A 26,180-nucleotide genomic window follows, 5' to 3' on the forward strand; every position below is an offset into this window, starting at 1 on the left:
CAATGTTCCCATGATTAACGACATCGACCTCAACACACTGCCGCTGTTCATCGCCACCGTTGAAGCCGGTTCCTTCACCCGTGCGGCCGAGCGTCTGGGCTGCACCAAGACCAAGGTCAGCCTCAATATCCGGGCGATGGAAGATCATCTGGGGCTGGCCCTGTTCACCCGTACCACCCGTCAGGTCACCCTAACGGAGGCGGGTCAACAGCTTTACCAGGCGTGCCAGCCCTTGTTGCTCCAGTTGGGCGAAGCCCTGAGCGACGCTGGCACCAGCGCCCGTACCCTCAGTGGCAACCTGCGGATTACCGCGCCGGCGGACCACGTGGCGCAATGCCTCGCGCCCGCTGCGGCCGAGTTTGGTGAGCGTCACCCGAACCTGCGTATCGAGCTGCGAAGCGGTGATAAGGTGTCGGATCTGGTCGGCGAGGGGATTGATCTGGCCATCCGAATGGGCTGGCTGAGAGATTCCAGCCTTCGCGCCCAGAAACTGGGTGAGTTTCAGCAGAGGGTGGTTACATCCCCCGCTTACCTCGAAGCTATGGGGACGCCTGCCCACCCAAGCGAGCTCAGCCAACATCGATGGATCGAGTTCACACCCCTGCCCAGCGCATTGACCTGGACCTTCGAGAAGGACGGAGAGCGTATTCAGGTGCAGATGAACAGCCATCTCAAGGTCGACAGTACCAGTGCCATACGCAGTCTGATTATGAAAGGAGCGGGCCTCTCGGTACTGGCTGGTAATGTCAGCCAGCAATACCCGGGGCTGGTGTCGCTGTTTCCGGACTGGCAACTGCCCTCGGGCGGAATTTACGCAGTGTTCCCGCCAGGGGCTTTCATTCCGGCCAAGGTCCGGAGCTTTGTGGATTTCTATCGGCAGTGGTTGGCGGCCGAGTAGGCTAAGGAATTGGCCGGACGGGACACAGGCTGGTTTAACCCGCTAGATAGCACCGCTAGTCAGAACCGTTCTATTTTGATAGGTCACGTTATCCTCCAACAGGTCTGGGGTAACGGGCCTCACGGCTAGGGTAAGACCTCAAGTGCCGCTGGGGTAAAGTGTTTTTTCGAAAGCCGGTGCAGATTGTGCTCGGGCTGGAGAGGACGGCTATGCTGTTCTGGTGAGGAGAGCGCTTAGGTGCTCTAACGATTGAATCTGCAAGGATCTTGCTATGGTCACCTACCTTTACTGGTTCATTGTTCTGGCACTTGTGTGTGGCGCCCTTTTCGGAATCGGCGTACGGCTGGGAAAGTGGCAGCCGGCGGTGATTCTGGCGGTCGTGATCGCGGTGGTTGGCTCCGCGGCGTATTACTTCTGGTTGCAGCAGATTTTCGTGAAGCGCTACGGCGGCGTGATGAGTATTACCATTCCTCAGGGCCTGCAACACATCGGCGCCACCTGGAAAGGCGACAACCTGTGGATTGAGGACTACAATCCGAAAACCAACGAGTGCATTTTCCGCGAGTATTCCCGGGGCGATCTGCTGCAAGGGCGTGTGGTGTTGAAGAACTGCCATCCGTTGGGGGCCAGCAGACCGGCACCCTCGACGCCCGTCGCCGAGTAATGCTAGAAAACCGGGGGTTAGGTGTCTTTCTCAACCCCGTTTTGCCAAGTCCGATCCCAATTCAAGAAAGAGGCCTGGTTATTAATGTTTGGAGTGGCAGGCTAGATCGGCTACTGACATTTGAGCGTGCAGGCAGCATACAGTCCTCAGCTGAACTACACTGAGTGATCCTACACCGGTATAGGGAGGCTCTTGTGATGGCTGTCCGACCGAACGTAGTGTTCTTTGATGTTCTTGAAACCCTGATCAACCTGGCCCCATTGGCTGATCGCCTGGAAGAGGTCGGTCAGCCGGGGATCATTCTGGAGCCTTGGTTCCTGCGCTTTCAGCGCGATGCCATGGCTCTTACCCTTGCCGGAGACTCGGCACCTTTTGACGCGGTTGCACGGGAAGCGCTCCGGACGGAGACCAGGCTCACGCTCAGTGAGCGGGAGATTGAGTATGTGGTTGACGGTTTTTCCACACTGCCCACCTTTGACGATGCCGTGCCTGCCCTGAAGAAGATTGCGGATGCCGGCGTGGCTGTCGGTTGTCTGACGGTGAACAGCCCTGAAAGAACCCGCCGTTTTCTAGAGGGAGCGGGGCTTATCAGGTTTGTCGATCATATCGTGACCGCTCAGGACGCCGGGGTTTGGAAGCCCCACCCGGATATCTATCGGTGTGCCGCACAAGTTACCGAGACGCCGATTGAGCGTCTGGCCCTGGTTGCCGTGCATGCCTGGGATTGCCACGGTGCGAAGCGGGCCGGGGCGGTGGCAGGCTGGTGCGCTCGCCTTGAGTACGAGCCTGGTGATGTCTTTCTGCCCGCCGACGTGATGGGGGAGACGCTAGTGGAGGTCGCCGACAAGCTGATGTCACTGAACTGAAAGCCCCAACCGGGGCTTTACAGCCATGCTGAATCGCTTAGTTGGGCAGGGTCAGCTTCATGGAGTCCGCTATGGCTCTGGCATCGACCTCACTACCATCACGATGCGTAACGTCCTTCAGCCACGCCTCCACGGCCTCTGGGTTTTGATTCATCCAGTGACGAGCGGCTCGGTCCTGAGGAACGAACTGGTTCAGGATCATGTCCATCACCTGGCCTTCCATTGCCAGTGAGAATTCCAGGTTGTTCAGGAATGTCGCCACATTTTCACAGTCGTCCGCAAAACCGGCGCGCGTGTTGGTGTAAACCGTTGAGCCGCCCTTGTCGGGGCCAAAGTAATCGTCGCCACCCTCCAGATACGCAATGTCAAACTGCTCATTCATCGGATGTGGTGCCCAGGCCAGGAAGACGATCCACTTCTGATCACGAATCTTGCCGTTTACCTGAGCCAACATAATGCGCTCCGACGTCTCAATCAGATCAAAGCGCCCTAAGCCGAAGGCATTGGCATTGATCATATCGAGAATGAGCTGATTTCCATCATTGCCGTTCTCCAGGCCGTAGACGCTCTGCTCAAACTTGTCTGGGAACCGGGCGATATCAGAAAAGCGCCTGACTCCGGCATCGTAGACATATTGTGGCACTGCCAGGGTGTACTTTGCGCCTTTCAGATTGGCGCGTAGCCGCTCGATCTTCTGGTCATTGATCAGTGGATCTGCCACGGGCGCCATACTTGGCATCCAGTTGCCCAGAAAGACGTCGATGTCGCCTTTCGCCATGGCGTCGTAGGTTTCGACGACCGATTGATCGGAAATGGCCACCTCGTAGCCAAGCGCCTGCAAGAGTTCGGATGCCACGGCCGTGGTGGCCCGGACGTCCGTCCAGTCCACAATCCCGAAGCGTACCTGGTGACACTGCTCGGCGGCATGGGCTGCCTGTCCAACCATGACCGTCGCAAAGACCGCCAGAATCAAAATCGTTCGCATATCAAACCTTTTAATTGAACGTTCAATCAATGTTTGTGAGCGGATGGATGGTACATAAAGCCGGTCGAGAATGATATTTGAGTTGCGGGTTTTGCTGGTTGCTTTTTGAGCGAGTTGTTCGCTTTTTGTTATCGCTTTGTTGCTCAAATGAAACCTCCCCTTGCGCTTGGTGTATCAGGCTTGGGTCAGGGAAGGTGAGCCGCTCGGTCAATCTTCGAGCGGGCGGTGTTTCTGATCGTTGATTATGGCCATTGACGCTCAACAGCGGGATGTTAACCAGAGGCCCCTTAGAAGATCTCTATTAGCCGGTCGCATTCAAAAGCCAATCCTACGTAATTGGTGTTCGCCGTATCATCGTGACTGAGTCCCATTATGTTTTCCATTTTTCGTCTGATGGTCTTGATGTTGGAAACACGTCCTGAAACTGCGTCCATGGCGCCAATGATCAACCCCTCTGGCTTGTGCTGAAAAAATATTGGAATGGCGTGTGATAGGCCTTCTTTTCTATCGAATAAAAATGCACATCCCCGGCTTTTGTAGCCGAACTCAATAAATTCATAGTGTGGTGTTTTTGGAGTCGGGCTATTGTCTGAGTTCAAGCGATCTAAAAGATGCTCCTTGTTTCGGATTGGGTGAGGAATTAGAAAGTAGTGCGGGGATGCGCCTGTTATTTCTGAGGAAATTCTGTCTGCCAGTATCTCCATAATTTTACTGATCGCGATCTGTGAATCCGTTTCATTATTGTCCTCCGGCCATTCAAAGAAGTCTCTATCCAGTACAGTTTGCATTTTCTATCCAATGGTTCTTGCCTTTAGGGCGTTGAGTTTCTGATAGTCTAATGAGGCTCTGTCTTATTTCGCTGCCGCCAACCATTTTCTTGATCTGTCTTCCAGGGAGCCTTTGATTAACTCCGGACCACCTCTGGCGGTTTTCATGTCGTATATTTGAGAAAATACCTTTATGAATTATAGCTAAGCGGCCAACGTCTCGCGAAACGGGGGACAAGTCTTGTGCCATGGGCTTGCCATTATTGGGCGAGCGAATCAGCCTGAACGTCATAAGTCGGTTAACGTGGATTCTGGGTTGGTTTGGGTCCGAGTTGGCCTGGCTGGAGGTTGCCGTGATTCTCCGCCGGATCGTCACTGGTTGGTTTGGCTACGCAATGATGCTTTCGCCTACAATGTTGGGCCATCCCGTCTGCTGTAGGAAGCCTTATGCCGTTATCCCAATCCGAGAGTGCTGGTCGAACCAAAGCCAATCCGGTGCTCAACCTGCTGGGAACTCTTGTGCTCATCGTTGGAGCGGTTGCGCTGTTCGCACCCTTGATCATTCAACCACTGTTACCCGCAGGCCTGGCCGAGCCGCTTGTGGAGCATGCCAAGCTACTGATTGGTCTTGGTATCGCGTTGAAGGTGGTAGCAAGCGTAGTGCGGGCCAAGAAGATTGTCGGCGCGGGCTATCGACTTGGAAAACAGCAACAGGCCGCCGAGCCCAATCAGCGTAGTGAAGGTGACGACATCGACTGGACGCCACTCAAAAAAGGCGGTTCCAACTTCAAGACCCATCACCTGGTCCAGGTCAGCCCCAGTCGACTGGAGGTCCGCCCCAGTATCCAGATGATGCTGTTCTGTGCTCTGTTCATGGTTCTGGGGGGCGGTGTAGGCAGTGTGTTTGTTGTCGCGGGTATTCGCGACGGTGATCTGATGAATGCCGTTATTCCCGGGCTGATTGGGCTGGTTTTTGTGTTGGCTGGCGCGCTAATGCTGAAATCGGCCAGTAAACGCCGGGTGTTTGACCCGTCCCTTGGTGGCTATTGGCGCGGTTCCGCCAAACTGAGTGATCCTCGGGCCCTGACGACCCAAACAGACTGGGTCAGGTTGCAGGACATCAAGGCGATTCAACTTCTGCGGGAAGGGGTTACCAGTACCAGCGACAACGGCCGCCGCCGCTCCTACTGGAGCTACGAAGTGAACCTGGTGTTAACCGACGGCCGCCGTATCAATGTCATGGACCACGGCAAACAGGCCTCCATCCGTCACGATGCCGAGGCGATCGGCCGGCTTCTGGGCGTGCCGGTGTTGGACCGAAGTTAGTGGGTCGAGTGACCATGGAGGCCAAAAGGGGCGCTGATTGAGGCCCTGGGCGGTCGTGGAGTGAAAAGCCCGTTCCGACCTTACAGTCGTTTCGGTGCTCGTAGCGACCAATAAGTTCGGGGAGAGCACATGGCGAAAGAATTGTCCTGGACACTAATTGATCGATTCGATAAGGTCAGCAGCAGTAAATTGGAACTTACTGTCAATATTATCAAGGATTGATAACATGCCCGAGATATGCTTTTCGTCCCGTCAGTGTGAAGTTAGTGATGTTGTTGGAAACGATGTTAATTTAATTGAGAATTTTCGTCGTCTCAATGGATTGCAAGCTAACTCTCTTATCTCGCCCTGCCAAGCCTATTCGACTGATTATGAGGACCCTTTAGCTGCCGTGTTAGTCGGGCAGTTAAACTCAATGGGTTTTCAAGATCGGAAAGTACTAGCATGGTGTGCAGCCAATTTTGGTGATGATGTCCATGGAGTTGCCGCATTTTGTAAAGAGAATCTCAATAAAGATACCTTGAAACAGATTGCTGGTTTGATGGGAGCTTCATCAGGTGCTGCCAAAGCTAGGTTGAACGGGTTTCAGGAAGCGTTGCTGGAATACCAGGAAGCATTACTGGCACTACAGCAACGCAAGCAAATAACTGTCAAGGGTGTTTCAGTAACTTCATTTGTAGCCGAGAACCGGGTGCGCGATGCTTATAGAGCCCTTGAAAGCGAATTTGCCTCGGAGTTGAGTGTTTACGTCGCAGCGGGGAGCCGTGGTAAAAACAAAGGTACGGCTCTATCAAACGCCGACCGCGGCGTACTTTTGGCTAGACGTAGTGAATCGGGAAAAGCAGATCATCGATTATTTGTGGCTGATTCGATTCAGGGAGGAAATCTGCGATGGTTTGCTGGCTTTTTCAGGAGTGTTGGGTATGGCGCTACTCTCTTAGACGCGTTCCTGCGTTACAGTGAAGTAAGAACAGTTCAGACGAATGGAGAAGACTGGGTAAAAGAAAGTGTTAAGCAGACGGTTGGTATGGGCATGGGCATGGTTGCTGGTGGTGCCGCTGGCGAAGCCATAGTTAGCCATGGGAGTCGCCTTGGAGGGCAACTGTTAGTTACTGCTGGCCGACGCTATGGCGGACAGCTAGCCATCCGAGCTGGTGTGGCGGCAACTGCCGGCCTTATATCTGCTGGACCGGTTGGGTGGGCCATTTTAGGAGTAGTTGTTTTTACTGGAGTCTATGTGGGGCTGCTAGTTGGTAGTGGGTCTGACTCTGTTGGCCAGGCTGCTGTAGACAAGTTGTACGGACGGGTAATGTAAGATGCCTTTTTGGTATGCAGTACTGGTAAGTGTGCTTTTTATAGTGAGTGGGCTTTCGTGGATTTTATTTGGGCGTTTAACTATGGGGCGTATAGAAAAAGATATCCGAAAGGAGAATCTCGAGCTTTCTGCCCGTTGGGATGCTTTAGGCTATCGTATATTCGGGTTTGCCAGGGCTGTTGTCTTTAGCGAGCGGCGCTTGCCGGGCAAAAATGAAGTTATGGTGGATGCAACACTTATTAGGCGTTTCGCAAACCCTCGTGACCGCTTACTTGGTATAATTTTTATGGTTTCAGTATACAGTCTTTTAGTCGTTGTTTTATTTGGAGTATTTTTATTTGATCTCTAGAGCGAAGCGGCTAGTAGATTCTGTTATTTGCCGGACTATTAGAAGGATTTTAGCCGAGTAGTGGATCTGACAATTCTGGTCGACGGGCAGTAGTGTCTATTAAAAAATGTAGTTGCCATTAAAGATGGGAGCCATTCGGCTCCCATCACCACTCACACTGTTCAAACACTTGCTGCTCCGGATCGACATCCCGCGACGCTTCCCGGGCAACAGCCACCAACTCTTCGGTGGCAGGAAAAATGGCTCCGGTGCCTGGCCATTGGTATCCCTCGTTTCCCTGACAAAGGGTAATAATCACCCACTCTGCTGGAGCCGCATCCGACTCACCGGGTTCCGCAAACAGTGCGTATGTCAGACGATCGATTTTCGGCCCCCGAAATACGTCACGGACTTCAACGTGGTGCAGAAACACAAGCTCACCCTCACTTGCCTCTGAGGCTTGACGTTCGGCCGACACGTGGCGGACGACGGCGGCAAAGGGTGTTTGATCGACAGCATCGATCAGGGCTTTCTCAACAAAACCGAAGCGGCCAACGGGTTTGACTTCTTCCGCAGTGGACGCCTGACAGCCTCCCATCAAAACCATCGAAACGAAGAGCACAATTATTTTGCCGGATTGGGGCTTACTAGTTTTCATCTTTTTGATTCCGCACAACGGTGTAACCACGATACATCGGTAAGCTGTCGCACAGAGGTGTGCTGATCAGAAGCATAAATAACAGCGTTGGGCCCTGAACAGATATGTGTAATGACAGCAGGCACACTCGGTTTCTCACTCAGACGAAATTGAGCGCCAGGTATCGCTTCCTTATCCCACCAGGTCGACGGACTCCGGGCGTTACGGCCAATGGCTTTTCCCAGCCGCTCTCATCTTTAACGGTTAACCTGCAGCGTTTGAGATGGATGAAGCTGAACTCAATGGTTTGCTTGTCGACGATGTGGAGGTCTTCCAGCGCCCCGGTAGCCAGATAGCCCCCGAACTCCAGCGAGTCCAGAATCTCGGCATCACGGTTGATCAGATAAAGGCGTAAGGTTTCCTCGTACGGCACGTCATCCGTGACAAACAGCAGGTGGCGTTGTTCGTCAACCTGATACTGGGCCTCAATCAGAGCGCCTTTTAGCGGTTCGCCGAATGGTTGATTGCCCCTTAGCAGTTGAAGGTGAGGAACAGGGCTGTCGTCGGAGCAGTTGAATGGTCTGAATGAAAGTTGATCGGACTGTTCCATGGGGTGTCTTTGGGATTCCTTTTGCGAGAGAAAAGAATAGCTTTGAGTCAGCCATTCTCCTGGTCCGCCTTCTCTGCTGATTCCGGTACTTTCAGGTTCTTAGATAATAATCGATGCCTGCTGCACGGGACACTGGATGACCTCGGATCAGCGCTTCCTCAAACAATCTCAGCCACTGGGGCAGGCGCCGGGTGCGGAATTCTCGCCATTCCTCGTGCGTCCACATACTGGAGCCGTTGTATCGGCAGAGCTCCATCAACAGGTCGTTGCAGTCCATCAGTACCTTCAGGCTGAGCGCGGCGGTGTAGGGGTCTTGGGGTGTCAGGTCCAGTTCCTGTGCGGCGTACTGGACGATGGCGGGCATCTGGCTGAGGGTGTGGCGTTTTGTTAAAGCCCGAAAAGCCTCGTGCTTGATGTGAGCGGGTTACTGGTTGCGATCGAGTGCTTCAGTTGACAGAGTTATTAGTTGCTATATCCTTGAGTAGTCAATTATCTCGCAAGGTTAACGCTATGTCCCTTTCCCAGCACGCCAGCAACCTCCTCAAGCTGGCGACGTTCCAGACCAGGCTCCAGAAGAAGCAGGACCAGTGGTTGGCGGCCCACGGTATCAGTTTCAAGGAATTCACCATCATGTATCACCTGCACCAGTCACCCACCAGAAACATGCGCCGCGTTGATGTGGCCGAGGTGGTGGGGCTCAGCGCGTCGGGGGTTACCCGGTTGCTCAATCCCATGCAGAAAATCGGGCTGGTGGAGAAAGAAGAAAGCGCCCGTGACGCCAGGGTGAGCCTGGTTCGCCTGACCGAAGCGGGCGAAGCCCTGTTCAAGGACGCGGAGACCTCGGTGAATGAGCGGGTCGAAGCCTTCATGGACCTGCTCACCGACGAGCAGCAAGCAGCCCTGCAGGCGCTATCCGAGACAAGGCTCTAGAAACGAACTGGAAGGAAGCCAATGAATTATCGACAGCGATTGATCGACCGCATGGGCGTCCCGGTGAGCCAGGCGCAGGTGATGGCGGGGGCAGTGAATACGGCCTATCTGGAGGCTGGTGACGGGCCGCCGGTGATCTGTCTCCATGGGGCAGGTGCCGGCGCGGTGACCTGGTACCCAACCGTCGGGGCGCTTGCGCAGAACTATCGGGTGATTGCGCCTGACATTGTCGGCTATGGTGAGTCTGACAAGCCCGATGCCGCCTACGACCGGCCCTTCTTTTCGGCGTGGCTGAAAGACTTCCTCTCTGCCTTGGCGATTCCCCGGGCCCACATTATCGGCCTCTCCCAGGGCGGGGCAATTGCCCTGCAGTTCACCCTCGACCATCCGGAGATGGTCGACCGGCTGGTGCTGGTGGATTCGGCCGCACTCGGCGCCCGACCAGAGATCTTGCCCCTCGCTGGAATGATCTGGCTGAATGCCCTGCCGTCGTCTCTGGCTAACCGGTTTTTCTCCCGCTATCTGTTGGTTAACCCCAGCAACCGGAACCCGGACCATGGCCGCTATTCCGTTCAGGTGCTTCAGCGGGCCGGCGGCAAGAAGGTCTTCAGTCAGGGCCGGGGAGCGGCGGTAGCCGCCATACCGGAAGACGCCCTGCGCCAGATCCATCACCAGACGCTGATTCTGTGGGGCGAGAATGACCGGCTGTTTGCCATCGAGCATGGCGAGGCCGCGGTGCGCACGCTGCCCAACGCCCGGCTATGCCGGCTTCCGGAGGCCGGTCACTTGCCCCTGATGGACCAGCCCCAGGCGTTTAACGATGCGGTGATCGGGTTCCTGGATGGGGCCGGCAAGGGGGATCATCGGAATTCGGCCCCAAGCTCTGTGATCGGCCAGGGCGTTTGATAGTATGGCCGACCTGTTACCCTTCTGACGATCAAGCCCACAACATGACTGCTCCTTTCACACTGCGCCCCTACCAGCAGGAAGCGGTTGATGCCACGCTGAGGCACTTCCGCCAGTCCGACGCGTCCGCGGTGATCGTGTTGCCGACTGGTGCTGGCAAGAGTCTGGTCATCGCCGAGTTGGCCCGGCTTGCCCGGCGCAAGATCCTGGTGCTGACCCACGTGAAGGAGCTGGTGGAGCAGAACCACGCCAAGTATCAGAGCTATGGCTTGGAGGGTGGGGTTTTCTCCGCCGGGCTGAAGCGTAAGGAGAACCACCACCAGGTGACCTTTGCCAGTGTGCAGTCGGTGTCGGCGAACCTGGATCAGTTCCGGGATGAGTACTCGCTGGTGATCATTGATGAGTGCCATCGGGTCAGCGGAGACGAGAGCAGTCAGTATCAACGGATCATCGACCTGCTGCGGCAACAGAACGACTCCCTCAAAGTGCTCGGCCTTACCGCTACCCCTTACCGTCTGGCCATGGGCTGGATCTATCGCTATCACTACCGGGGCTTTGTTCGCGGCGCCGGCGACGAGCAGCACAAGCCCTTCGCGCACTGCATTTACGAGCTGCCGCTGAGCTACATGATCAATCGCGGCTATCTCACCAGACCGGAGCTGGTGAACGCGGCGGTGGCGCAATACGACTTCTCCGCGCTGACTCGGGATCGCTTTGGTGAGTACGCCGAGAAGGACGTTAACGAGCTGCTCGGCAAACACCAGCGGGTAACCCGTGCCATCATTGAGCAGGTGACGGAACTTGCCGCCGACCGTAAAGGGGTGATGATCTTTGCAGCCACGGTAGACCATGCGCGGGAGATCACCGGCTATCTGCCGCAACAGCAGACCGCCCTGGTGACCGGCACGACCGAGCTGCAGGATCGGGACCTGCTGATTCAGCGTTTCAAGCAGCGGCAGCTGAAGTTCCTGGTGAATGTGTCTGTGCTGACCACGGGCTTTGATGCGCCCCATGTCGACCTGATTGCCATTCTCCGGCCCACCCAGTCCGTCAGCCTGTATCAGCAGATCGTGGGGCGAGGGCTTCGGCTGGACGATGGCAAGCAGGATTGTCTGGTCATCGATTACGCGGGCAACCATGTGAACCTGCATCATCCTGAGGTGGGGGAGCCGAAACCGGACCCCGACAGCGAGCCGGTACAGGTGTTCTGCCCGGGGTGCGGCTTCGCCAACATTTTCTGGGGCAAAACCGACGGTGATGGCCGCGTTGTCGAGCACTATGGCCGCCGTTGCCAGGGGCTGCTGGAGCCTGTGGAAGAAGACAAAACCGGGGTACAGACGGAGCGGCCGCAACAGTGCGATTATCGATTCCGCTTCAAGGAGTGTCCCCACTGCGGTGCTGAAAACGACATTGCGGCCCGTAACTGCCACCAGTGTCACCAGGCCATCATCGACCCGGATGATCAACTCAGGGATGCCCTGAAACTGAAAGACGCCATGGTGATCCGGTGTGCTGGGGTAACGGTGAGTGTTGCCGGCAGCCGGCTGAAACTGACCTACCACGGTGAGGATGGGGAGGAGCTCGGCGAGTCGTTTGATTTCGGCAAGCCTGCGCAGCGGGCTGTTTTCAACCGCCTGTTCGGTCGCCGTTTCGCCAACGGCCAGGCGCCGAAAACGTTTACCCGCGTGGATGAGGTGGTGGAGCGGCAGACGGTGTTGCCGGCGCCGGATTTCGTGATTGCCCGCCGGCACAAGCACTATTGGCAGGTGCAGGAACGGATCTTCGATTATCACGGGCGTTACCGGAAGGCCAACGAGGCTCCCTGATAACCCAGCGCCACAAACGGCTTCGCTTTCTTACCGGCGTCAAACGCTGGTGTGGCTGGCGGAGTGCACGGCCACACCGGGGCGGGTTTGAGTCGCATCATTACCGGAGCGCAGGTTGGGGGGCATCCGCGTCGGCAACCCGCTTCATCCACGCCATGTCCAGCGGTACCAGCACATTCAGCGCGAAGAGTACCCAGCCCAGAGGCTGCAGGCTCGGGGCAAACCACACCATTAGCGCCAGGGACAGCAGGCCCCAGCTCACATCCACCACAATCATCAGGTGGTAGTGCCTGGCCAACCATCGCTCATTGATGGCCATTGCCGCCATGTCCAGGCACCACAGCAAGGTCAGAATGCCGGCCACCAGGTAAAAAGTGGCGCCAGGTCCGCCGGCCCATTGGGCAATCGGTTCGGCGGCCAGAATGAGTACCAACGCCATGGGTGTGGAGAGGAAGACGTCGGTCAGGACGATCTGTTTCACACTGAACTGTCGGATCATGTTTTTCATGGGATCACCTTGATTGGGTTTCGCAATGGTTTCGGGTGCGCTACAAAGCTTCTACCCGGGTGGTGATGGACTCAATTACCTGTGAGGTAATGGTTTGGCTTACTCCCAACCGCAATAATGTCCGAGAACATTGACAGGAAACCCTATGAGCGCCTTCGGTACGCTGGTCAGAGAAATGCGGCAGGGCAAGCGCCTGAGCCAGATGGAATTTGCCCTGGCCTGTGAGGTGTCGGCAAAGCACATCAGCTTTCTGGAAACCGGCCGCAGCAAACCCAGCAAAGGCATGGTTCTGCATCTGGCGCAGATGCTGCAAACGGACCTGGCCGGCACCAACCGGCTGTTGTCCGCAGCGGGATACAGCCAGGTCTATTCCGACCAGGACTTGAGCTCGCCCGGCATGGCCATGATCAGGGAAGCGCTGGAGCACCTGTTACAGGGCCACATGCCTTACCCGGCGGTGGTGTTCGACCACGAGTATTATCTGCTGATGGCCAACCAGGCGATGCGACAACTGATGCAAACAATGGCAGAGCTGGGTGCCCGGTTTCCGGCGCGGCCAAACTTTTTGCTGTCGTTGCTGGATGACGAAGGCATCAAGCCCTTCGTGGGTGATTGGGAAACCATTGCCTGCCATATGCTGCAGCGTGTCTACCATGAGCATCTCGCCGGCCCTTTTCGGGATCAGCCCAACCGGTTGCTGGAACAGGCGCTAAGCAACCCTGGCGTTCCGGAGAACTGGAAAGGCCACGTGGTGGAGCACCTGGACTACCCCGCGATTCCGTTCACACTGAACCTGGGAGACCACCAGCTCAGCATCTTTTCCACCATCGCAACCGTCGGCACGCCCCTGGATGTCACCGCCCAGAACCTGCGGATTGAGCATTTCTTTCCGATGGATGAGGCCAGTAAGGCGTATTGGCAAGGATGAGTTGGCCCGTGGCGATGAGCCTGACTCGGTCAGGCTAACCCTCACATCATGGTTGAGTTTGGTGCCTGGTCGTTGTGCCCAGAATGGTTGATATAATGGCGGACTTTAAACCGTCTCAGAGAATCCTATGCCTATCGAAAAGAATCAGGTGGTGCTGTTTCACTACAGTGTCCGTGATGAACAAGACCGCGTCGTTGAAAACTCCCGTGGCGGTGAGCCAAATGCATACCTCCATGGCCATGGCGGCATTATCAAAGGGCTGGAAGAGGCTCTGGAAGGTCGCGACGCCGGCGATGTCTTCAGCGTGACCGTAACCCCTGATAAAGGCTACGGTCCGCGTCAGGCCGATGCGGTGCAGCGCGTGCCGATCAAGCATCTGGTCGGCGCCAAGCGCTGGAAACCGGGCATGATAGCTCAGGTACAAACCGACCAAGGCCCGCGTCATGTGGTCGTTGCCAAGGTGGGCCATAAGTTTGCCGACGTCGACACCAACCATCCCATGGCCGGTAAAACCCTGACCTTCGATATCGAGATTATCGACGTTCGCGCCGCCGACCCGGAGGAGATCTCACACGGCCACGTGCATGGGCCGGGTGGGCACCACCACTAGCCAGGGAGCGCACATAAGGACCATGTGGTGACCTGGCAACGAATCATGATTGTGGGCGGCCCTGGCGCCGGCAAAAGCTGGCTCGCTGGTGAGATTGCCCGTCGAACAGGGCTGCCATGGTTCTGTGTGGACGACGCGGTGTGGCGGGCCGATGGCACCTTGCGCCCGGCGGAGGCCATGGACGACCAAGTCAGAACATGGGCTCTGCAGTCCGCCTGGATCATTGAGGGTGGGAACAGCCGTACCTACCTGGAGCGGGCATGTCGTGCCGACGTCCTGATCGTTCTTTCCCCACCTCGCTGGCTGAGGGTGTGCCGGGTGTTGCGGCGGTTGCCGTCCCGTGCCCTCCTGCAAGGCACGCTGACCTACGACCGCCTATTCCTGCAAAAAAATCTGGGCTTAAAGGCCGCTCTGCCTGAGCAAAGCGCATTCTATTGGCTGCGCTCCCGACAACAAGTGAGGGAGTTCCTGGATGGTTTGCCCATGAACGGCTGACCTCATCGGGGCGGCTCTATTTCACCCAGGTCTCCTCAAACGTCATCCCCAGAGACGATTGATCAACTCTGAAGGTGGCGACAAACGGCTGGTCTGGTAGCTGATTCCAGAACGTTTTCGGAACGCACAGCTCGAAATACAGCGGGTCCAGCTGGTTACTCTGTATCTGATAGGTACAGGAATAGCGACCACCGCCCCGGTATCTGGAGACCTCGTAGCTGATCACGCGTGGTTCGCTGTGGATCCTTGTCCAGAGGCGAGGCAGGGCGTAAGCGAACGACAGGTGGTTTACGCCCCAAAGCAGCAGGGGCATGCCGATCACAAGCAGGCACTTGCGGGCCCAACCGTAAGCCTTCCACACGGATTGGGGATCGAGCGTACCTCTGCGCACGTGACTTGCGGCCCATACCGAAACACCCACCGCCAGCGCCGCAGACAGGAATACAGAAACCCTCGCGACCTCCGCATCCGGAAGGAAGTTCTTGGGAGAAAACGTGCAGATCACTGCGATCACAAAAAGCGGGAGCTGCGTGAAACACAGGATCTTCTGCTGCCGATTCATGAGAGGTTTTGAAGCAGTTGTGCTCATTCAGCATCCTTTACAGGGTCTGGTTATGCAGTCCTTGCAATTGTTCAGCATGTTACCAGCTGGAGTCGGGACCATAGACCCCATTTAGGGCGTGATCAGTGGGTGATGCGCTTGCTCATGCGCTAACTATTGGTTCTGGGTGCGCCTATAGTATGAGTGAGCCCTCGGCTTTTCCATGATTGAGCAGCCATTATCTGAGCCGCCATGATGCGACGTTGCATGCGTACCCTTTCAGGTTTCCTGGCCACCTCGGTTGCTTTGACGGCATCGGCTGCGAGCGTAGACGAAGTGGTTCAGAACCAGTTGTCCCAGTCCCTGGTGACCAGCAGCCTGTTGACTAATGGCGATGCCGTCCGGCTGGGGTTCTGGAATTTCAATCCCAATGAGTTTGTGAATCTGGAAGACGACGCCTTTGGTAATGAGGAGTCTGCTCAGCTGCGGCAGCAGATTACAGTCATCTCGCTACCCTATGAGTGGACACTCGCCGCTTCGAATGGCCGCGACGAAGTGGGTTTTGTGGCCAAGGCTGCGTATCTGGATGTGAAACAGGACGTTCAGCTGGTGGTGTCTGACGAGCCTCGTAAAGACAAGCTGGACGATTCGACCACTTCGCTCTCTCTGGGATCTGCCTGGCGCCATTACCTCGACGATCACTGGAAGCTGACCGTTCGGGGCTTTGGCCACTGGATGCGGTACCGCAATCAGGCCGAATTCCGGACTCAGGCTTCAAGGGACATTGCTCCCGTGCTGGATGGCCTGCTGACCAACATCACTGTCGATGCGTTGCTGGCGGAGCCGAGCGTCCAGCTCAGTTATGACACGGTTTTTCACCGCACCCAATGGCAGTTCTTCAGTGACTACCATTACATGGCCGGCGACACCTACCATACCGACCGCCGTGCCCACGATGCCAACCCGGAAGCCTGGTTCTGGTTTAATGGCGCCCATATGACCAACCCGTTGCTGTCTGAATGGCTGCCAGGGCAGACCATCTGGTTTCGGATTGCTCGAGTGGATCTGGGGGGCGACCTCTCCCAGTCACTTGGAAACCGGCATTATTATGAGGCTGGCATCGCCTGGTTGGTGGATACCGGTGATTATGTCTCCGTGCTGGACAACATCGGGATAGGCATCAACTTCAACTACGGCAGCGTGTTACGGGGTGGTAGTCTGGTGCTGATGCTCAATGAGTTTTGATCGGCGTGTTTTGGGTTGACCAGAGCTGAGGCACATTGAATCGGACTCGCGTTTTGAGACTTTGCGCCTGTTACCGGCCTTCAGAATTGTAAAAACGCACGGTAAGATCGAGCTCTCCCAACTTGCGATAAGGAAGTTCGCAATGAGCACTATGACGCTTTCCGGAGCCGTCGGGATTGGCGGTAAGAATCAGCCCTCCGACATCCGCTCTGTTCAAACTGCACTGAATCAACTGAATGCCCTGATTGTACCAACCCGTCGGCTTGCCGTGGATGGAAGTCTGGGGGCGGTGCCAGCCCGCTCCAATACCGTTGCGGCCATCGAAGTTTTCCAGAAAAAGGTGGTTGGCATGATGCGCCCGGATGGCCGTATCGATCCCAATGGCCGAACCCATCGGTTAATGAACCAGAAACTGGCGCAGGCAGCCTCGTCGCAGGCCTCTCCGTCACCGAACCTGATTGCTACCCTGATGAAGCGCCTTGAGCAACAGGAAGGCCGGATACCTCATATGTATCTGGACACCCGCGGTTATGTGACGGTTGGTGTGGGCAATATGATCCCGGATGCTAACCAGGCTGCGGCGATCTCCTTTGTTCATCGTGATACCGGTAGGGCTGCAACAGCAACCGAGATTCGCGAGGAATACAACGCCATCAAGCAACGGCCCTATGGCCGGCGATATGGCGCCAGTGCATTCCGCCCTTATACGTCGTTGGAACTGACCAACGCCACCATCGACCAGTTGACCCGCAAGCACGTTCAGAGCTTTACCGGCGAGTTGCAAACGATCTACGGTAAAGCGGCTTTCAACGCCATGCCAGACAAGGTGAAACTGGCTCTGTACGACATGATTTTCAACCTCGGTATGACCAAATTGAAGAACGAGTATCCGAATTTCAATCGGCATATTGGCAACAGCGACTGGGCGGCTGCTGCGAGGGAAAGTCGACGGGGTGGTATCAGTGATGAACGCAATCTGTACGTTCGGAACTTGCTCAATCAAGCCGCAGGAACTCCCTGATGATGCCCGCACATCGTTCCTTTCTCCTCGCTACAGCACTGATGCTGTCAGCCTGCAGTAGTGCCGCGCAACAACCGCAGGCGCTCAGTCCCGAACATCCGATGCTGGCAACCCTTGAACCGGTGCCGTCACCGGATGAGGTCACTGCGGACGGGTTGATGTCGGCGCGCTGGCAGTTTCCGCTCATGCTGACGAAGTCGGGCGGTGATTCGAGGTCGGTGGAGAGCTGTCGAGCCTTACTCGAAGCTCATAATGATGGCTTCGGGCCGGCCCAGCCGTCCGATTACGGTCTGGCGCAGGCCAACCTGGCACTCTGCCTGGCCACTGAGGACAGTGGAGCTCTGAAGCCCTCGATCAACAATCACCTGCCTGCGCCGCTGCTGGGTCCGGATTTTCCTGAGGTCGCACCAGCGGAGCTGGCCGTGGCGATTTCCGACTACCAGCGGGCGCGGGTGAAGGAGAGCCGCTCCTGGCAGGATTTCAGCGCCATCAGGGAGTATCAGTCCCGCAGCCCCTATGAGGCCACCTACGTGACGGAAGACGGCGCGATCCAGCGGGTTTTTCTGGTGGCCACCGGGGATTTCAACGACGATGAAGCTCGCGATGCCATCCTCTACCTGGAAAGTGCACTTGAGGAAGGGACCTACGGTACGGCGCGCTACCTGATCGTGACGCGGGAAGAGGACGATGGACCCATGCGGGTTCTGAAGAGCGTTTGGCCGGGCGAATAGCCCGGTCACGCTGGAGGAACCTGCTGCCACTGGTGATGGCGGCGGCGTTTTCCGGTTTCTGATGCCAATGGTTGGCTCTGCCAACGGTCGTATTCTGGTTCGCAGAACGATCACCAGCAGATCCATTGCCAACCAGGAATCTGACCATGAGTAACGTAGCCGTCTTTCCTCAGAATGCAGAAACCCACGCGTTGAACCCAGCGACTGGCGAGACGCTGGATTCCGTGGCGAATACCCCGGAGAAGGACATCCCCGGGATCTTCCAGCAGGCCCGCCAGGCCCAGAGCATCTGGGCTGCGAAATCATTCTCTGAGCGCCGCAAACACATCTTCAAGATGCGTGATTACATCCGTGACAACGCGGATGAGCTGGCGCGTATCGTCAGTGACGGCAACGGCAAGACCCGGCTGGATGCGCTCGCCACCGAGGTGCTGCCATGTCTGCTCGCCTGTAACTGGTATGGCAACAACGCAGCCAAGGTGCTCAAGCCCGAGAGCCGTGAGCCGACCAGCCTGTTGTGGCTCGGCAAGCGCTCCGAAGTGCGCTATGAGCCGCTGGGGGTTGTGGGCATCATCAGTCCCTGGAACTACCCGTTATCAATTCCGTTTGGCGAGATTGTCATGGGTCTGATGGCCGGCAATGCCATCATCCTGAAAGTGGCAGCGGTGACGCCGCTGGTTGGTAAGGCCATTGAAGGCATTGTGGCCGCCGGCGGCCTGCCAGAGGGGCTGTTCAGCCACATCATCGGCTCCGGTGGGCAAGTCTCCACGGCGATGTTCAAGCATGGCATCGACAAACTGTTCTTTACCGGTTCGGTACCTGCCGGTAAGACATTGATGGCGCAAGCCGCAGAGACCCTGACACCGGTGTCTCTCGAACTGGGCGGCAAGGACCCGATGATTGTGCTCGACGATGCCGATCTGGAGCGGGCGGCCAATGGTGCGGCCTGGGCCGGGTATCAGAACGCGGGACAGTCCTGTGGCGGGGTGGAGCGTATCTACGTCCACGAATCGGTGTATACCAGGTTTGTGGATCTGCTGGCAGAGAAAACACGGGCGTTGCGTCATGGGGTTCCCGGCGACCACTGCGGAGTGGATCTGGGTTCCATGACCACGCCCAAGCAGCGTGAGACGGTGGCCAAACAGTTGGCGGAAGCGATCGCCGATGGTGCCAGGATTGTGGCCCAGTCCGAGCCGGTCGGCGGCCAGGACGGACAGTTTCACCCTGCGACACTGGTCACCGATGTGCACCATGACATGACGCTGATGCGCGAGGAGACGTTCGGGCCGATCATCCCGGTCATGTCGTTCAAGACCGAAGACGAAGCCGTTGCGCTGGCAAACGACTGCACCATGGCACTGACGGCGTCAATCTGGACCCGCGACACCGGTCGAGGCAAGGTATTGGCCAACCGCGTCAAGGGTGGTGTTGTTGCCATCAATGACCACCTCTATACCCATGGGATGTCTGATCTGCCCTGGGGTGGCCCCGGGGAATCCGGCATCGGTCGTACCCACGGCCCGGAAGGGCTGATGGAAATGAGCAAAGCCAAGGTGGTGAACTGGGACTGGCTGCGGGCGAAACGAAATCTGTGGTGGTATCCCCAGGACCGCCAAAGCTACGACGCCCTGCGCAACGCCATGCACATGGAGGCCCCAACATCTCCGGTTGATTTCATTCGGGCAGCTGGGAAGGTGGTTCCCACGATGATCCGAAAGATGTACTTCTGAAGCCTGCAAGCCGGCGGCAGGCCACGACCTGCCGCCGGCCCCGAGCGCGAACACACCGCTTACTAATCCAAAACAAAGTAAGCGAACATCACGCCGAGATATAAGCCAGCTCCGGATGCCCGAAAAATGACTTCAAGAGCTTTGGTAATTTCTGCAATCGCCGTAGTTGCCGATAAACGATAGCTCGGAGCTGCTCCTTGTTGTTGATGACTTTCTTGCCCACATGGTGATACTTGATGTAGCCCCAGACAGACTCGTCCGGGTTCAGTTCGGGGGAGTAAGGCGGCAAGAAAAACAACCTGAGCCTGCCATCAAGATTGTCCACGTACTCTCTGACCTTGCGGGCATGATGGACTGGGTGGTTGTCCAAAATCAGGAACACGGGTTTGTCAGCATCCCGAACCAAAGCTTTGAGAAAACCGATAAACACCTCGGCATTCATGGTGCCCTGCAGCGTTTTAAAGCGCAGCTCTCCACGAGGCGAAATGGCAGAAATCAGGTTTAGACTGAAGCGGCTTCCAGTCCCTCGTATGAGGGGAGTTTCGCCCGCAGGGGCCCAGGTTGTGCCACTGTGATAATCAGAGCGAATGGTGGCCTCATCTCCGAAGAAGATGGTGGCTCCTGCCTTCTTGGCCTCTTTTTGAATCTCTGGATAGGTTTCTTTCTTCCATTGTTCCACTGCTTTCGGGTTTTGCTGGTAGGCCCTATGCAGCGGTTTCTGAGGTGTCAAACCGAGGTTCCGGAGTAGGCGCCCAACAGACACATCGCTCAGGCGTACATTGAACTCCCGGCGGATCAGTTCACGCACGCGAGCCCGGGTCCACAACGCAAACTCGAACTTCAGTTGATCCGGCGTGAATGAGGTGATCCAAGTGTAGAGTTCACGAATCTGGTCTCCGGTCAGCTTCTTCGGTCGGCCTGAAATCTGCTTCGCCTTGAGGGCGTCAAAGCCACCTTCGCGATAGGCCGCCAGCCACTCATAGATCCGCGCCCGGCTCATGCCAAGAGCCTTGATGACCACTTCAGGACTCTCTCCATCCATCACACGTTGAACGGCGCGAATGCGGAGGGCTTCCAATGTCTTGTGGTCGAGTTTACGACCGTCGTCATGGCGCATGAGGGGAGATATCCGATAAGCTTGGCGAATAGGGACTGCATTATAAATGATGTTCGCTTACTTTCGTACTCATTAGTACCTGTCCTGAGATCCAGACACCGGCTGTCTGGATAACCGTACATTCAAGCCTTTACCCCCTCTCAAAACTGTCCGCCATAGCGCTCAACAGTTTATAAATCAATGCCTTGTGGATGTGGTGTGTTATTTGTATGGCTACCTGCCCCATACCAATAACAACAAGGACCCAGGCATGCGTTTCCTGTTACTTGCTTTGCTGCTCGTGAGCCCCCTGTGCTTTGCCAAGACCGTGGTTGTGATTGAGAGCTACCACGACGCCTATCAGTGGGATGCCGATTACATCGCTGCGATCCAGTCGGAGCTGGGCGAAAGCCATGAGATTCATGTCCTGGCTTTGGACACCAAACGATTGCCCAAGTCCGAATGGCCCCAGCAGGCGGCGAGCGTGCAGGAGCGGGTTGCAGCACTGCAGCCAGACCTGGCGATTCTGGGGGATGACAATGCCTTTTCGCTGATGGCCGGGTATCTGGTGCGCCGGCAGATTCCGGTGGTGTTTCTTGGCGTCAATGGCGGCCCCAATCAGCATCCTGAGTTGGCGCACCCTCTGGTGACCGGCATTCTGGAGCGTCCTTTCTTTGCCGAGAACGTCCGTCACCTGCGCAAGGTGCTTGGCCAGAGCGACCGGTTTCTGATCCTGATGGACGATTCTCCCACCATGCGCAATGCGGTGACGGAGTACTTCGGCGAGGAACGTGAATCGTCTCTGTATGGGGCGAGCCTGGATATTGTACTCACCAACGACCGGGACACCTGGCTGCAGAACGTGTTTACCGCCCATGAGCACTACGACGCCATCATCGTTGGCACCCATCACACCATTCGGGACCAGGCGGATCGCTACGTGCCGCCTGCCGAGCTGATGAGCCGGGCGTTTGCCTATGCCCAGGTACCGATCTTCTCGTTCTGGGACATCTTCATTGGCAAGCAGCAGAGCGTCGGTGGGTTCACCGTGTCTGCCCATCAGGAAGGGATCACGGCTGCCCGGCTGGCATCGCTGATTCTGAGTGGCGTTGCCCCTGACCGTATTCCACAGATGCGCTCCCTCAGCGGGCACTATGTCTACAGCCGCAGTGGTATGGCGCACTGGAATCTGGAACTGTCGTCACTGATTTCCAGCCAATCGAGCTTTGTCGAGTAGCCAGAGGCGTCCTGGCCCTGGCGAGCAGGCGGGCGAAAGTTGCCAGCTCCACGACTCTCTAGGATGATTTGTAGATTGACGATACAACGACCCCGGAGACTGTGATGAACGACGCCTGGCTGAACGCCCTGCCCAAAGCCGAGCTGCACCTGCATCTGGAAGGCGCTCTGGAGCCCGAACTGATGTTTGCGCTGGCCCGGCGTAATGGCATTGAGCTGCCATGGAAGGACGTGGACGCCCTGCGACAGGCGTATTCCTTCAACAACCTGCAGGAATTCCTGGATCTGTACTACCAGGGCGCCAATGTGCTTCGCACGGAGCAGGATTTCTACGATCTCACCTGGGCCTACCTGCAGCGGTGCCAGGCCCAGGGAGTGGTGCACGTTGAGCCTTTCTTTGATCCCCAGACCCATACCGGCCGGGGCATTCCCTTTGAGGTGGCCATCAACGGCATCAGCGGCGCGTTGCGTGACGGTCGTGAGCAACTTGGTATCAGCGGAGAGTTGATTCTCAGCTTCCTGCGGCATCTGTCGGAAGACGATGCCTTTCGAACGCTGGAGCAGGCCATGCCGTTCCGGGATCAGTTTTTTGCGGTGGGGCTGGACAGCTCAGAGCAGGGGCATCCCCCCAGTAAATTTGAGCGGGTGTTTGCCAAGGCGCGAGCCGAGGGCTTGCTGGCGGTGGCTCACGCCGGCGAAGAAGGGCCACCGGAGTATATCTGGCAGGCGCTGGATCTGCTCAAGGTGAACCGGATTGACCACGGCGTGCGTGCCGCGGAAGACCCGAAGCTGATTGACCGGCTGGTGGACGAGCAGATGCCGCTGACGGTTTGCCCATTGTCGAACATCAAGTTGTGTGTGTTTCCGGACATGGCCCACCACAACATCCTGGAACTGCTGGATCGTGGTCTCAATGTGTCGGTGAACTCGGACGACCCGTCCTATTTCGGTGGGTATGTGCTGGAGAACTTTCAGGCCCTGCGGGAGGAATTGGGGATGACCGAGGTGCAGGCTCGCCGGCTGGCCCAAAACAGCCTGGACGCCCGCCTGGTGTAAGGCGAGAGCTTAAGGTTTCGGCGCCGTCGGCTGGCGGTGTGCAGTGACAATAAAATGTGCAGTGACCATAAAAAAAGAAGGGCTCTGGGGCCCTTCGTGATTGTCGGTTGAGTCGGGTTCTGACACCTCATCCTGCCAGTCCTCGAATTCGTCCAGTGCCTGGCGCCAGTCCAGACGGGGACGTTGGCTGAGTTTCGCCTCCTGATGGACGCCGCCCTTGCGCATCAACGGGTCGCAGGCGGCCCAGTTGTGCATGGGTTTTGGTGCTTTTGCCATAACGTGTCTCCTTATCCTTTTACGCACACAACCTGTTTCAGGGTGTGCACCACTTCGACCAGATCGCTCTGGTTTGCCATCACTTCATCAATGTCTTTGTAAGCGGCCGGAATTTCGTCCAGCACTCCCTTGTCCTTACGGCATTCTACGCCCAGGGTCTGGGCCTCCATGTCGGCGCGGTTGAACTGCCGCTTGGCCTGGGTGCGGCTCATAGTGCGTCCGGCACCGTGGGAACACGAGCAGAACGACTCGGCGTTACCCTTGCCACGGACAATGAACGACTTGGCGCCCATGCTGCCGGGGATGATGCCCAACTGGTCCTCGGCAGCCGCAATGGCGCCCTTGCGGGTCAGGAACACCTGTTCGCCAAAGTGGGTCTCCCGGGCCACATAGTTGTGGTGGCAGTTGATGGCCTCTTTGCTCACCTGGAACTCCGGCAGGTGAGGGCGGATGGCGTTGACCACCAGACGCATCATCTCGCGACGATTGACCAGGGCGTATTCCTGGGCCCATTCCACCGCCTGCACATAGTCGTCAAAGTGATCGGCCCCCTCCGAGAAGTAGGCCAGGTCCTTGTCCGGCAGGTGCAGCTGGTGGCGCTGGGCATCTTTCTTCGCCAGGCTGATGAAGTAACGCCCAATAACATTGCCAATGCCACGGCTGCCGGAGTGCAGCATGATCCACACATCCTGGCTCTCATCGATACACAGTTCGATGAAGTGGTTGCCGCCACCCAGGGTGCCAAGCTGTTTCGCCCAGGTATGGGGTTTCTGCATTTTCAGCAGCCCCGGGTGTTTGCCCAGAATGTCATCGAGCTCTGCGTCCAGCTGCGCGACGGACTTGCGCTGGATGCTGGGCCGGCTGTGCATATTGAAGCCCACCGGTACCGTGGCCTCGATGGCGCTGCGGATCTTGCGCAGGCTCTCTGGGAGCTGGCTCGCCTTGAGCGTCAGCCGCACCGCATTCATGCCGCAGCCGATGTCGACGCCGACAGCGGCGGGGATAATGGCACCAAGGGTGGGGATCACCGACCCCACGGTGGCGCCGATACCCATATGGACATCCGGCATGGCTGCAATGTGGCTGTGCACAATGGGCAGTTGGGCGATGTTGGCCAGTTGATTGAGAGCGCCGTGCTCCACCTGGTTGGTGTAGATCTTGACGGGCACCCGGCCTTTATTGATGGTTCTCCGAATCGGCATAACAAATCCTTTTTATGGGACCTCGAACGGGTGTCGAGGTTCCCAAATGCTGTCTGCCGACGCACCGCCCATACGAAAAAACCCTGGTGAACAGGGTCCACCAGGGTTTTTATGCGTTATGCATACCACTGCGCCGGAAGACCTTTATGCCTTCCAGCCGACTAGGAGGAAGGCAGTATCAGTTACTGGATACCTGCTTGAGTTGTGACATGTGTTTTCCTCCTGTTGCGTAGCGCCCCGCGACAATGTCGCAAGGCTTGGGTGAATTCTTGGTGGGCAAGCATACGCCGGTTGTTTGGGTTTGCCAATATGCCTCGCCGCCAAATCCTTCTAAAGTTTAGGCCCCCGGCCACGGAGCACATTGACCACAACCGATACAACCATCAGGATCAGGAAAATAAAAAATAGAATCTTCGCAAACCCGGCCGCGGTGCCGGCAATGCCGCCAAAACCGAGAACGCCTGCAATAATAGCGATGACCAAACAGACAATAGCCCAATAGAGCATTTCCTATCCTCCTGTTAACTGTGTCGGTATAACCGTGGCAGTAGGGCCAGTTATGTGCAACGGTTTGCTGTATCTGTGACGGGATGGTAACGGGGCGTTCATTACCTTCCGGTTCCATTTCTTATTCGCGTATATGGTTCCGTGTGCCTGGATGAGTTTCTGGTGTCATGACGTTAAAGCGTGCTGCAAACCTAATCCTGGCAATGGCCATGCTGCTTTGTGCCTGGTTTCTGCTTTCGGGCACCAGTCCCAGGGCGCTTTGGTTCAATCTGTCGGGCAGTACGGCCGCAAGAGAAGCGGCGCTGGATGACCGCTATGGCCTGCAGGTTCACTATGAAAAGGGCACGCCGGCGTTACCTGCACTTTGGCAACTGCCGCCAGTGTCAGGCACGGCCGTTCCGGCTGATGCCAAGTGTGTGGCTGCGCCATCACCTGTTCATAGTGTTGCAGTTCGTGGGCGAACCTTGCGTTGGCCTGTCCTTGGGTGTCTGCGCCAATGGCCGAACAGGCCGACAGCAACAGCAGTGTTGCGACACCGTGGCTGCTTCCTTTCATGCAGGATTCCTTGTGGCCCCGGTGTCATTAACACCTTAAACAGAAGCCGCTCAGTGGCGCGGGTTGCGGTTGCCTGAGGTGGGCTCATTGTCAGAGGCATTGTCGTCCGATGTGAGGTAGAAGTCCTTCTCTTCCACGGTCTTCACATCCGGGTCCTCAATGCTGTTTCGCCGACGTCCCTGGCTCAGCCAGTAGGCAACCACGGCAATGACGATGGCCAGTACGATCCACTTCATGCGTCTATCCTCCGCAAGGTGATGGTCTTTCTATTCAGGCACTCGATGGGGCCATCCGTCAATATTGCCGCCGCAGATTTCTCGACATCTATACTGAGGGGCATAAACCCCTGACCGTGGAGGTCCCGGATCGTGTTTTTTCGCCAGCA

At 56.8% G+C, this 26,180-nt stretch carries 31 protein-coding genes; 18 read left to right on the plus strand and 13 right to left on the minus strand.

Features of this window, described 5'->3' with window-relative positions; translation table 11 throughout:
• Positions 1-10 precede the first annotated feature (10 nt).
• The 3 genes from J2887_RS05035 to J2887_RS05045 all read left to right on the plus strand — a co-directional run bounded on the left by J2887_RS05035 (position 11) and on the right by J2887_RS05045 (position 2,428).
• Positions 11-898: a LysR family transcriptional regulator gene (locus J2887_RS05035; protein ID WP_227174577.1), complete on the plus strand. Its 888-nt coding sequence runs from the start codon at positions 11-13 to the stop codon at positions 896-898.
• A 271-nt stretch (positions 899-1,169) separates the two neighbouring features.
• A complete protein-coding gene (locus J2887_RS05040; protein WP_227174579.1) occupies positions 1,170-1,562 on the plus strand; it encodes a hypothetical protein in 393 nt (130 codons plus the stop codon).
• Between the two features lie 197 nt (positions 1,563-1,759).
• Positions 1,760-2,428: an HAD family hydrolase gene (locus J2887_RS05045; RefSeq protein ID WP_227174581.1), complete on the plus strand. Its 669-nt coding sequence runs from the start codon at positions 1,760-1,762 to the stop codon at positions 2,426-2,428.
• A gap of 37 nt (positions 2,429-2,465) precedes the next feature.
• Here the strand turns inward: J2887_RS05045 and choX are convergent, their stop codons facing one another.
• Both choX and J2887_RS05055 read right to left on the minus strand, forming a co-directional pair.
• Positions 2,466-3,413: a choline ABC transporter substrate-binding protein gene (gene choX, locus J2887_RS05050; RefSeq protein WP_228752864.1), complete on the minus strand. Its 948-nt coding sequence runs from the start codon at positions 3,411-3,413 to the stop codon at positions 2,466-2,468.
• Positions 3,414-3,700: 287 nt separating this feature from the next.
• Positions 3,701-4,201: a hypothetical protein gene (locus J2887_RS05055; RefSeq protein ID WP_227174584.1), complete on the minus strand. Its 501-nt coding sequence runs from the start codon at positions 4,199-4,201 to the stop codon at positions 3,701-3,703.
• 426 nt (positions 4,202-4,627) lie between these two features.
• Between J2887_RS05055 and J2887_RS05060 the strand changes: the two genes are divergently transcribed.
• The 3 genes from J2887_RS05060 to J2887_RS05070 all read left to right on the plus strand — a co-directional run bounded on the left by J2887_RS05060 (position 4,628) and on the right by J2887_RS05070 (position 7,170).
• Entirely contained in the window at positions 4,628-5,506 is an 879-nt protein-coding gene (locus J2887_RS05060) for a hypothetical protein (RefSeq protein ID WP_227174586.1), read from the plus strand.
• A gap of 226 nt (positions 5,507-5,732) precedes the next feature.
• Positions 5,733-6,821 carry a hypothetical protein gene (locus J2887_RS05065; protein ID WP_227174588.1) on the plus strand — a complete coding sequence of 363 codons (1,089 nt, stop codon included), beginning with the start codon at positions 5,733-5,735 and terminating at the stop codon, positions 6,819-6,821.
• Position 6,822: 1 nt separating this feature from the next.
• Complete coding sequence (locus J2887_RS05070) at positions 6,823-7,170, plus strand: hypothetical protein (RefSeq protein WP_227174590.1); 348 nt, start codon at positions 6,823-6,825, stop codon at positions 7,168-7,170.
• A gap of 145 nt (positions 7,171-7,315) precedes the next feature.
• Here the strand turns inward: J2887_RS05070 and J2887_RS05075 are convergent, their stop codons facing one another.
• The 3 genes from J2887_RS05075 to J2887_RS05085 all read right to left on the minus strand — a co-directional run bounded on the left by J2887_RS05075 (position 7,316) and on the right by J2887_RS05085 (position 8,760).
• Complete coding sequence (locus J2887_RS05075; protein WP_227174591.1) at positions 7,316-7,807, minus strand: hypothetical protein; 492 nt, start codon at positions 7,805-7,807, stop codon at positions 7,316-7,318.
• 139 nt (positions 7,808-7,946) lie between these two features.
• Positions 7,947-8,396, minus strand: a complete 450-nt coding sequence (locus J2887_RS05080; protein WP_227174593.1) for a hypothetical protein — start codon at positions 8,394-8,396, stop codon at positions 7,947-7,949.
• 91 nt (positions 8,397-8,487) lie between these two features.
• Positions 8,488-8,760: a hypothetical protein gene (locus J2887_RS05085; protein ID WP_227174595.1), complete on the minus strand. Its 273-nt coding sequence runs from the start codon at positions 8,758-8,760 to the stop codon at positions 8,488-8,490.
• A gap of 146 nt (positions 8,761-8,906) precedes the next feature.
• Between J2887_RS05085 and J2887_RS05090 the strand changes: the two genes are divergently transcribed.
• Genes J2887_RS05090 through J2887_RS05100 form a run of 3 tightly spaced genes read left to right on the plus strand, consistent with a single transcriptional unit; the run spans position 8,907 to position 12,058 of the window.
• Complete coding sequence (locus J2887_RS05090; protein ID WP_227174597.1) at positions 8,907-9,326, plus strand: MarR family winged helix-turn-helix transcriptional regulator; 420 nt, start codon at positions 8,907-8,909, stop codon at positions 9,324-9,326.
• Between the two features lie 21 nt (positions 9,327-9,347).
• Positions 9,348-10,232: an alpha/beta fold hydrolase gene (locus J2887_RS05095; protein WP_227174599.1), complete on the plus strand. Its 885-nt coding sequence runs from the start codon at positions 9,348-9,350 to the stop codon at positions 10,230-10,232.
• A 44-nt stretch (positions 10,233-10,276) separates the two neighbouring features.
• Positions 10,277-12,058, plus strand: a complete 1,782-nt coding sequence (locus J2887_RS05100) for a DEAD/DEAH box helicase (protein ID WP_227174601.1) — start codon at positions 10,277-10,279, stop codon at positions 12,056-12,058.
• A 100-nt stretch (positions 12,059-12,158) separates the two neighbouring features.
• Here J2887_RS05100 and J2887_RS05105 read toward each other — a convergent pair whose 3' ends face one another.
• The gene (locus J2887_RS05105; protein ID WP_227174609.1) at positions 12,159-12,566 is read right to left on the minus strand and encodes a hypothetical protein; all 408 of its coding nucleotides are present in this window, start codon (positions 12,564-12,566) and stop codon (positions 12,159-12,161) included.
• Between the two features lie 145 nt (positions 12,567-12,711).
• Here J2887_RS05105 and J2887_RS05110 point away from each other — a divergent pair, with 145 nt between their 5' ends.
• From J2887_RS05110 to J2887_RS05120, 3 genes are all read left to right on the plus strand, one after another.
• Positions 12,712-13,494 (plus strand): helix-turn-helix domain-containing protein, encoded by a 783-nt coding sequence (locus J2887_RS05110; protein WP_227174611.1) that lies wholly within the window; start codon positions 12,712-12,714, stop codon positions 13,492-13,494.
• A gap of 127 nt (positions 13,495-13,621) precedes the next feature.
• On the plus strand, positions 13,622-14,104 hold the full coding sequence (locus tag J2887_RS05115; RefSeq protein WP_227174613.1) for an FKBP-type peptidyl-prolyl cis-trans isomerase: 483 nt from the start codon (positions 13,622-13,624) through the stop codon (positions 14,102-14,104).
• A gap of 27 nt (positions 14,105-14,131) precedes the next feature.
• Entirely contained in the window at positions 14,132-14,599 is a 468-nt protein-coding gene (locus J2887_RS05120; RefSeq protein ID WP_227174615.1) for a hypothetical protein, read from the plus strand.
• A gap of 16 nt (positions 14,600-14,615) precedes the next feature.
• On the opposite strand, the gene J2887_RS05125 is transcribed toward J2887_RS05120, so the two are convergent.
• Positions 14,616-15,188, minus strand: coding sequence for a hypothetical protein (locus J2887_RS05125; protein ID WP_227174617.1), 573 nt, complete (start codon positions 15,186-15,188; stop codon positions 14,616-14,618).
• Positions 15,189-15,407: 219 nt separating this feature from the next.
• Here J2887_RS05125 and J2887_RS05130 point away from each other — a divergent pair, with 219 nt between their 5' ends.
• The 4 genes from J2887_RS05130 to J2887_RS05145 all read left to right on the plus strand — a co-directional run bounded on the left by J2887_RS05130 (position 15,408) and on the right by J2887_RS05145 (position 19,867).
• Positions 15,408-16,385 carry a Solitary outer membrane autotransporter beta-barrel domain gene (locus tag J2887_RS05130; protein ID WP_227174620.1) on the plus strand — a complete coding sequence of 326 codons (978 nt, stop codon included), beginning with the start codon at positions 15,408-15,410 and terminating at the stop codon, positions 16,383-16,385.
• Between the two features lie 142 nt (positions 16,386-16,527).
• Positions 16,528-17,406, plus strand: a complete 879-nt coding sequence (locus J2887_RS05135; protein WP_227174622.1) for a hypothetical protein — start codon at positions 16,528-16,530, stop codon at positions 17,404-17,406.
• Positions 17,406-18,137, plus strand: a complete 732-nt coding sequence (locus J2887_RS05140) for a hypothetical protein (protein WP_227174624.1) — start codon at positions 17,406-17,408, stop codon at positions 18,135-18,137. The genes J2887_RS05135 and J2887_RS05140 overlap by 1 nt, the downstream gene beginning before the upstream one ends.
• Before the next feature lie 146 nt (positions 18,138-18,283).
• Entirely contained in the window at positions 18,284-19,867 is a 1,584-nt protein-coding gene (locus tag J2887_RS05145; RefSeq protein ID WP_227174625.1) for an aldehyde dehydrogenase family protein, read from the plus strand.
• Between the two features lie 88 nt (positions 19,868-19,955).
• On the opposite strand, the gene J2887_RS05150 is transcribed toward J2887_RS05145, so the two are convergent.
• A complete protein-coding gene (locus J2887_RS05150) occupies positions 19,956-20,984 on the minus strand; it encodes an IS630 family transposase (protein ID WP_227172648.1) in 1,029 nt (342 codons plus the stop codon).
• Positions 20,985-21,234: 250 nt separating this feature from the next.
• Here J2887_RS05150 and J2887_RS05155 point away from each other — a divergent pair, with 250 nt between their 5' ends.
• A complete protein-coding gene (locus J2887_RS05155; RefSeq protein WP_227174627.1) occupies positions 21,235-22,200 on the plus strand; it encodes an ABC transporter substrate-binding protein in 966 nt (321 codons plus the stop codon).
• Between the two features lie 104 nt (positions 22,201-22,304).
• The gene (locus tag J2887_RS05160; protein ID WP_227174629.1) at positions 22,305-23,255 is read left to right on the plus strand and encodes an adenosine deaminase; all 951 of its coding nucleotides are present in this window, start codon (positions 22,305-22,307) and stop codon (positions 23,253-23,255) included.
• 9 nt (positions 23,256-23,264) lie between these two features.
• On the opposite strand, the gene J2887_RS05165 is transcribed toward J2887_RS05160, so the two are convergent.
• The 5 genes from J2887_RS05165 to J2887_RS05185 all read right to left on the minus strand — a co-directional run bounded on the left by J2887_RS05165 (position 23,265) and on the right by J2887_RS05185 (position 26,031).
• Positions 23,265-23,531: a hypothetical protein gene (locus J2887_RS05165; protein ID WP_227174630.1), complete on the minus strand. Its 267-nt coding sequence runs from the start codon at positions 23,529-23,531 to the stop codon at positions 23,265-23,267.
• Positions 23,532-23,542: 11 nt separating this feature from the next.
• Positions 23,543-24,733, minus strand: a complete 1,191-nt coding sequence (locus J2887_RS05170) for an RtcB family protein (protein ID WP_227174632.1) — start codon at positions 24,731-24,733, stop codon at positions 23,543-23,545.
• 330 nt (positions 24,734-25,063) lie between these two features.
• Positions 25,064-25,240: a DUF1328 domain-containing protein gene (locus tag J2887_RS05175; protein WP_227174634.1), complete on the minus strand. Its 177-nt coding sequence runs from the start codon at positions 25,238-25,240 to the stop codon at positions 25,064-25,066.
• Between the two features lie 264 nt (positions 25,241-25,504).
• Positions 25,505-25,795 (minus strand): hypothetical protein, encoded by a 291-nt coding sequence (locus tag J2887_RS05180; protein WP_227174636.1) that lies wholly within the window; start codon positions 25,793-25,795, stop codon positions 25,505-25,507.
• A 50-nt stretch (positions 25,796-25,845) separates the two neighbouring features.
• Positions 25,846-26,031 carry a hypothetical protein gene (locus J2887_RS05185; protein ID WP_227174638.1) on the minus strand — a complete coding sequence of 62 codons (186 nt, stop codon included), beginning with the start codon at positions 26,029-26,031 and terminating at the stop codon, positions 25,846-25,848.
• Between the last annotated feature and the right edge of the window lie 149 nt (positions 26,032-26,180).

This window comes from Marinobacter sp. CA1, from assembly GCF_020546665.1.
In the GTDB taxonomy this organism is placed as follows: Bacteria; Pseudomonadota; Gammaproteobacteria; order Pseudomonadales; family Oleiphilaceae; genus Marinobacter; species Marinobacter xestospongiae.

Coding starts and splice junctions, on each gene's coding strand:
- J2887_RS05035 (WP_227174577.1), top strand. CDS start 11: ATGATTAACGACATCGACCTCAACACACTGCCGCTGTTCATCGCCACC.
- choX (WP_228752864.1), bottom strand. CDS start 3,413: ATGCGAACGATTTTGATTCTGGCGGTCTTTGCGACGGTCATGGTTGGA.
- J2887_RS05165 (WP_227174630.1), bottom strand. CDS start 23,531: ATGGCAAAAGCACCAAAACCCATGCACAACTGGGCCGCCTGCGACCCG.
- J2887_RS05100 (WP_227174601.1), top strand. CDS start 10,277: ATGACTGCTCCTTTCACACTGCGCCCCTACCAGCAGGAAGCGGTTGAT.
- J2887_RS05155 (WP_227174627.1), top strand. CDS start 21,235: ATGCGTTTCCTGTTACTTGCTTTGCTGCTCGTGAGCCCCCTGTGCTTT.
- J2887_RS05130 (WP_227174620.1), top strand. CDS start 15,408: ATGCGTACCCTTTCAGGTTTCCTGGCCACCTCGGTTGCTTTGACGGCA.
- J2887_RS05045 (WP_227174581.1), top strand. CDS start 1,760: ATGGCTGTCCGACCGAACGTAGTGTTCTTTGATGTTCTTGAAACCCTG.
- J2887_RS05040 (WP_227174579.1), top strand. CDS start 1,170: ATGGTCACCTACCTTTACTGGTTCATTGTTCTGGCACTTGTGTGTGGC.
- J2887_RS05075 (WP_227174591.1), bottom strand. CDS start 7,807: ATGAAAACTAGTAAGCCCCAATCCGGCAAAATAATTGTGCTCTTCGTT.
- J2887_RS05070 (WP_227174590.1), top strand. CDS start 6,823: ATGCCTTTTTGGTATGCAGTACTGGTAAGTGTGCTTTTTATAGTGAGT.
- J2887_RS05065 (WP_227174588.1), top strand. CDS start 5,733: ATGCCCGAGATATGCTTTTCGTCCCGTCAGTGTGAAGTTAGTGATGTT.
- J2887_RS05055 (WP_227174584.1), bottom strand. CDS start 4,201: ATGCAAACTGTACTGGATAGAGACTTCTTTGAATGGCCGGAGGACAAT.
- J2887_RS05150 (WP_227172648.1), bottom strand. CDS start 20,984: ATGCGCCATGACGACGGTCGTAAACTCGACCACAAGACATTGGAAGCC.
- J2887_RS05180 (WP_227174636.1), bottom strand. CDS start 25,795: ATGAAAGGAAGCAGCCACGGTGTCGCAACACTGCTGTTGCTGTCGGCC.
- J2887_RS05105 (WP_227174609.1), bottom strand. CDS start 12,566: ATGAAAAACATGATCCGACAGTTCAGTGTGAAACAGATCGTCCTGACC.
- J2887_RS05085 (WP_227174595.1), bottom strand. CDS start 8,760: ATGCCCGCCATCGTCCAGTACGCCGCACAGGAACTGGACCTGACACCC.
- J2887_RS05170 (WP_227174632.1), bottom strand. CDS start 24,733: ATGCCGATTCGGAGAACCATCAATAAAGGCCGGGTGCCCGTCAAGATC.
- J2887_RS05090 (WP_227174597.1), top strand. CDS start 8,907: ATGTCCCTTTCCCAGCACGCCAGCAACCTCCTCAAGCTGGCGACGTTC.
- J2887_RS05135 (WP_227174622.1), top strand. CDS start 16,528: ATGAGCACTATGACGCTTTCCGGAGCCGTCGGGATTGGCGGTAAGAAT.
- J2887_RS05080 (WP_227174593.1), bottom strand. CDS start 8,396: ATGGAACAGTCCGATCAACTTTCATTCAGACCATTCAACTGCTCCGAC.
- J2887_RS05185 (WP_227174638.1), bottom strand. CDS start 26,031: ATGAAGTGGATCGTACTGGCCATCGTCATTGCCGTGGTTGCCTACTGG.
- J2887_RS05125 (WP_227174617.1), bottom strand. CDS start 15,188: ATGAGCACAACTGCTTCAAAACCTCTCATGAATCGGCAGCAGAAGATC.
- J2887_RS05110 (WP_227174611.1), top strand. CDS start 12,712: ATGAGCGCCTTCGGTACGCTGGTCAGAGAAATGCGGCAGGGCAAGCGC.
- J2887_RS05160 (WP_227174629.1), top strand. CDS start 22,305: ATGAACGACGCCTGGCTGAACGCCCTGCCCAAAGCCGAGCTGCACCTG.
- J2887_RS05145 (WP_227174625.1), top strand. CDS start 18,284: ATGAGTAACGTAGCCGTCTTTCCTCAGAATGCAGAAACCCACGCGTTG.
- J2887_RS05175 (WP_227174634.1), bottom strand. CDS start 25,240: ATGCTCTATTGGGCTATTGTCTGTTTGGTCATCGCTATTATTGCAGGC.
- J2887_RS05060 (WP_227174586.1), top strand. CDS start 4,628: ATGCCGTTATCCCAATCCGAGAGTGCTGGTCGAACCAAAGCCAATCCG.
- J2887_RS05140 (WP_227174624.1), top strand. CDS start 17,406: ATGATGCCCGCACATCGTTCCTTTCTCCTCGCTACAGCACTGATGCTG.
- J2887_RS05115 (WP_227174613.1), top strand. CDS start 13,622: ATGCCTATCGAAAAGAATCAGGTGGTGCTGTTTCACTACAGTGTCCGT.
- J2887_RS05095 (WP_227174599.1), top strand. CDS start 9,348: ATGAATTATCGACAGCGATTGATCGACCGCATGGGCGTCCCGGTGAGC.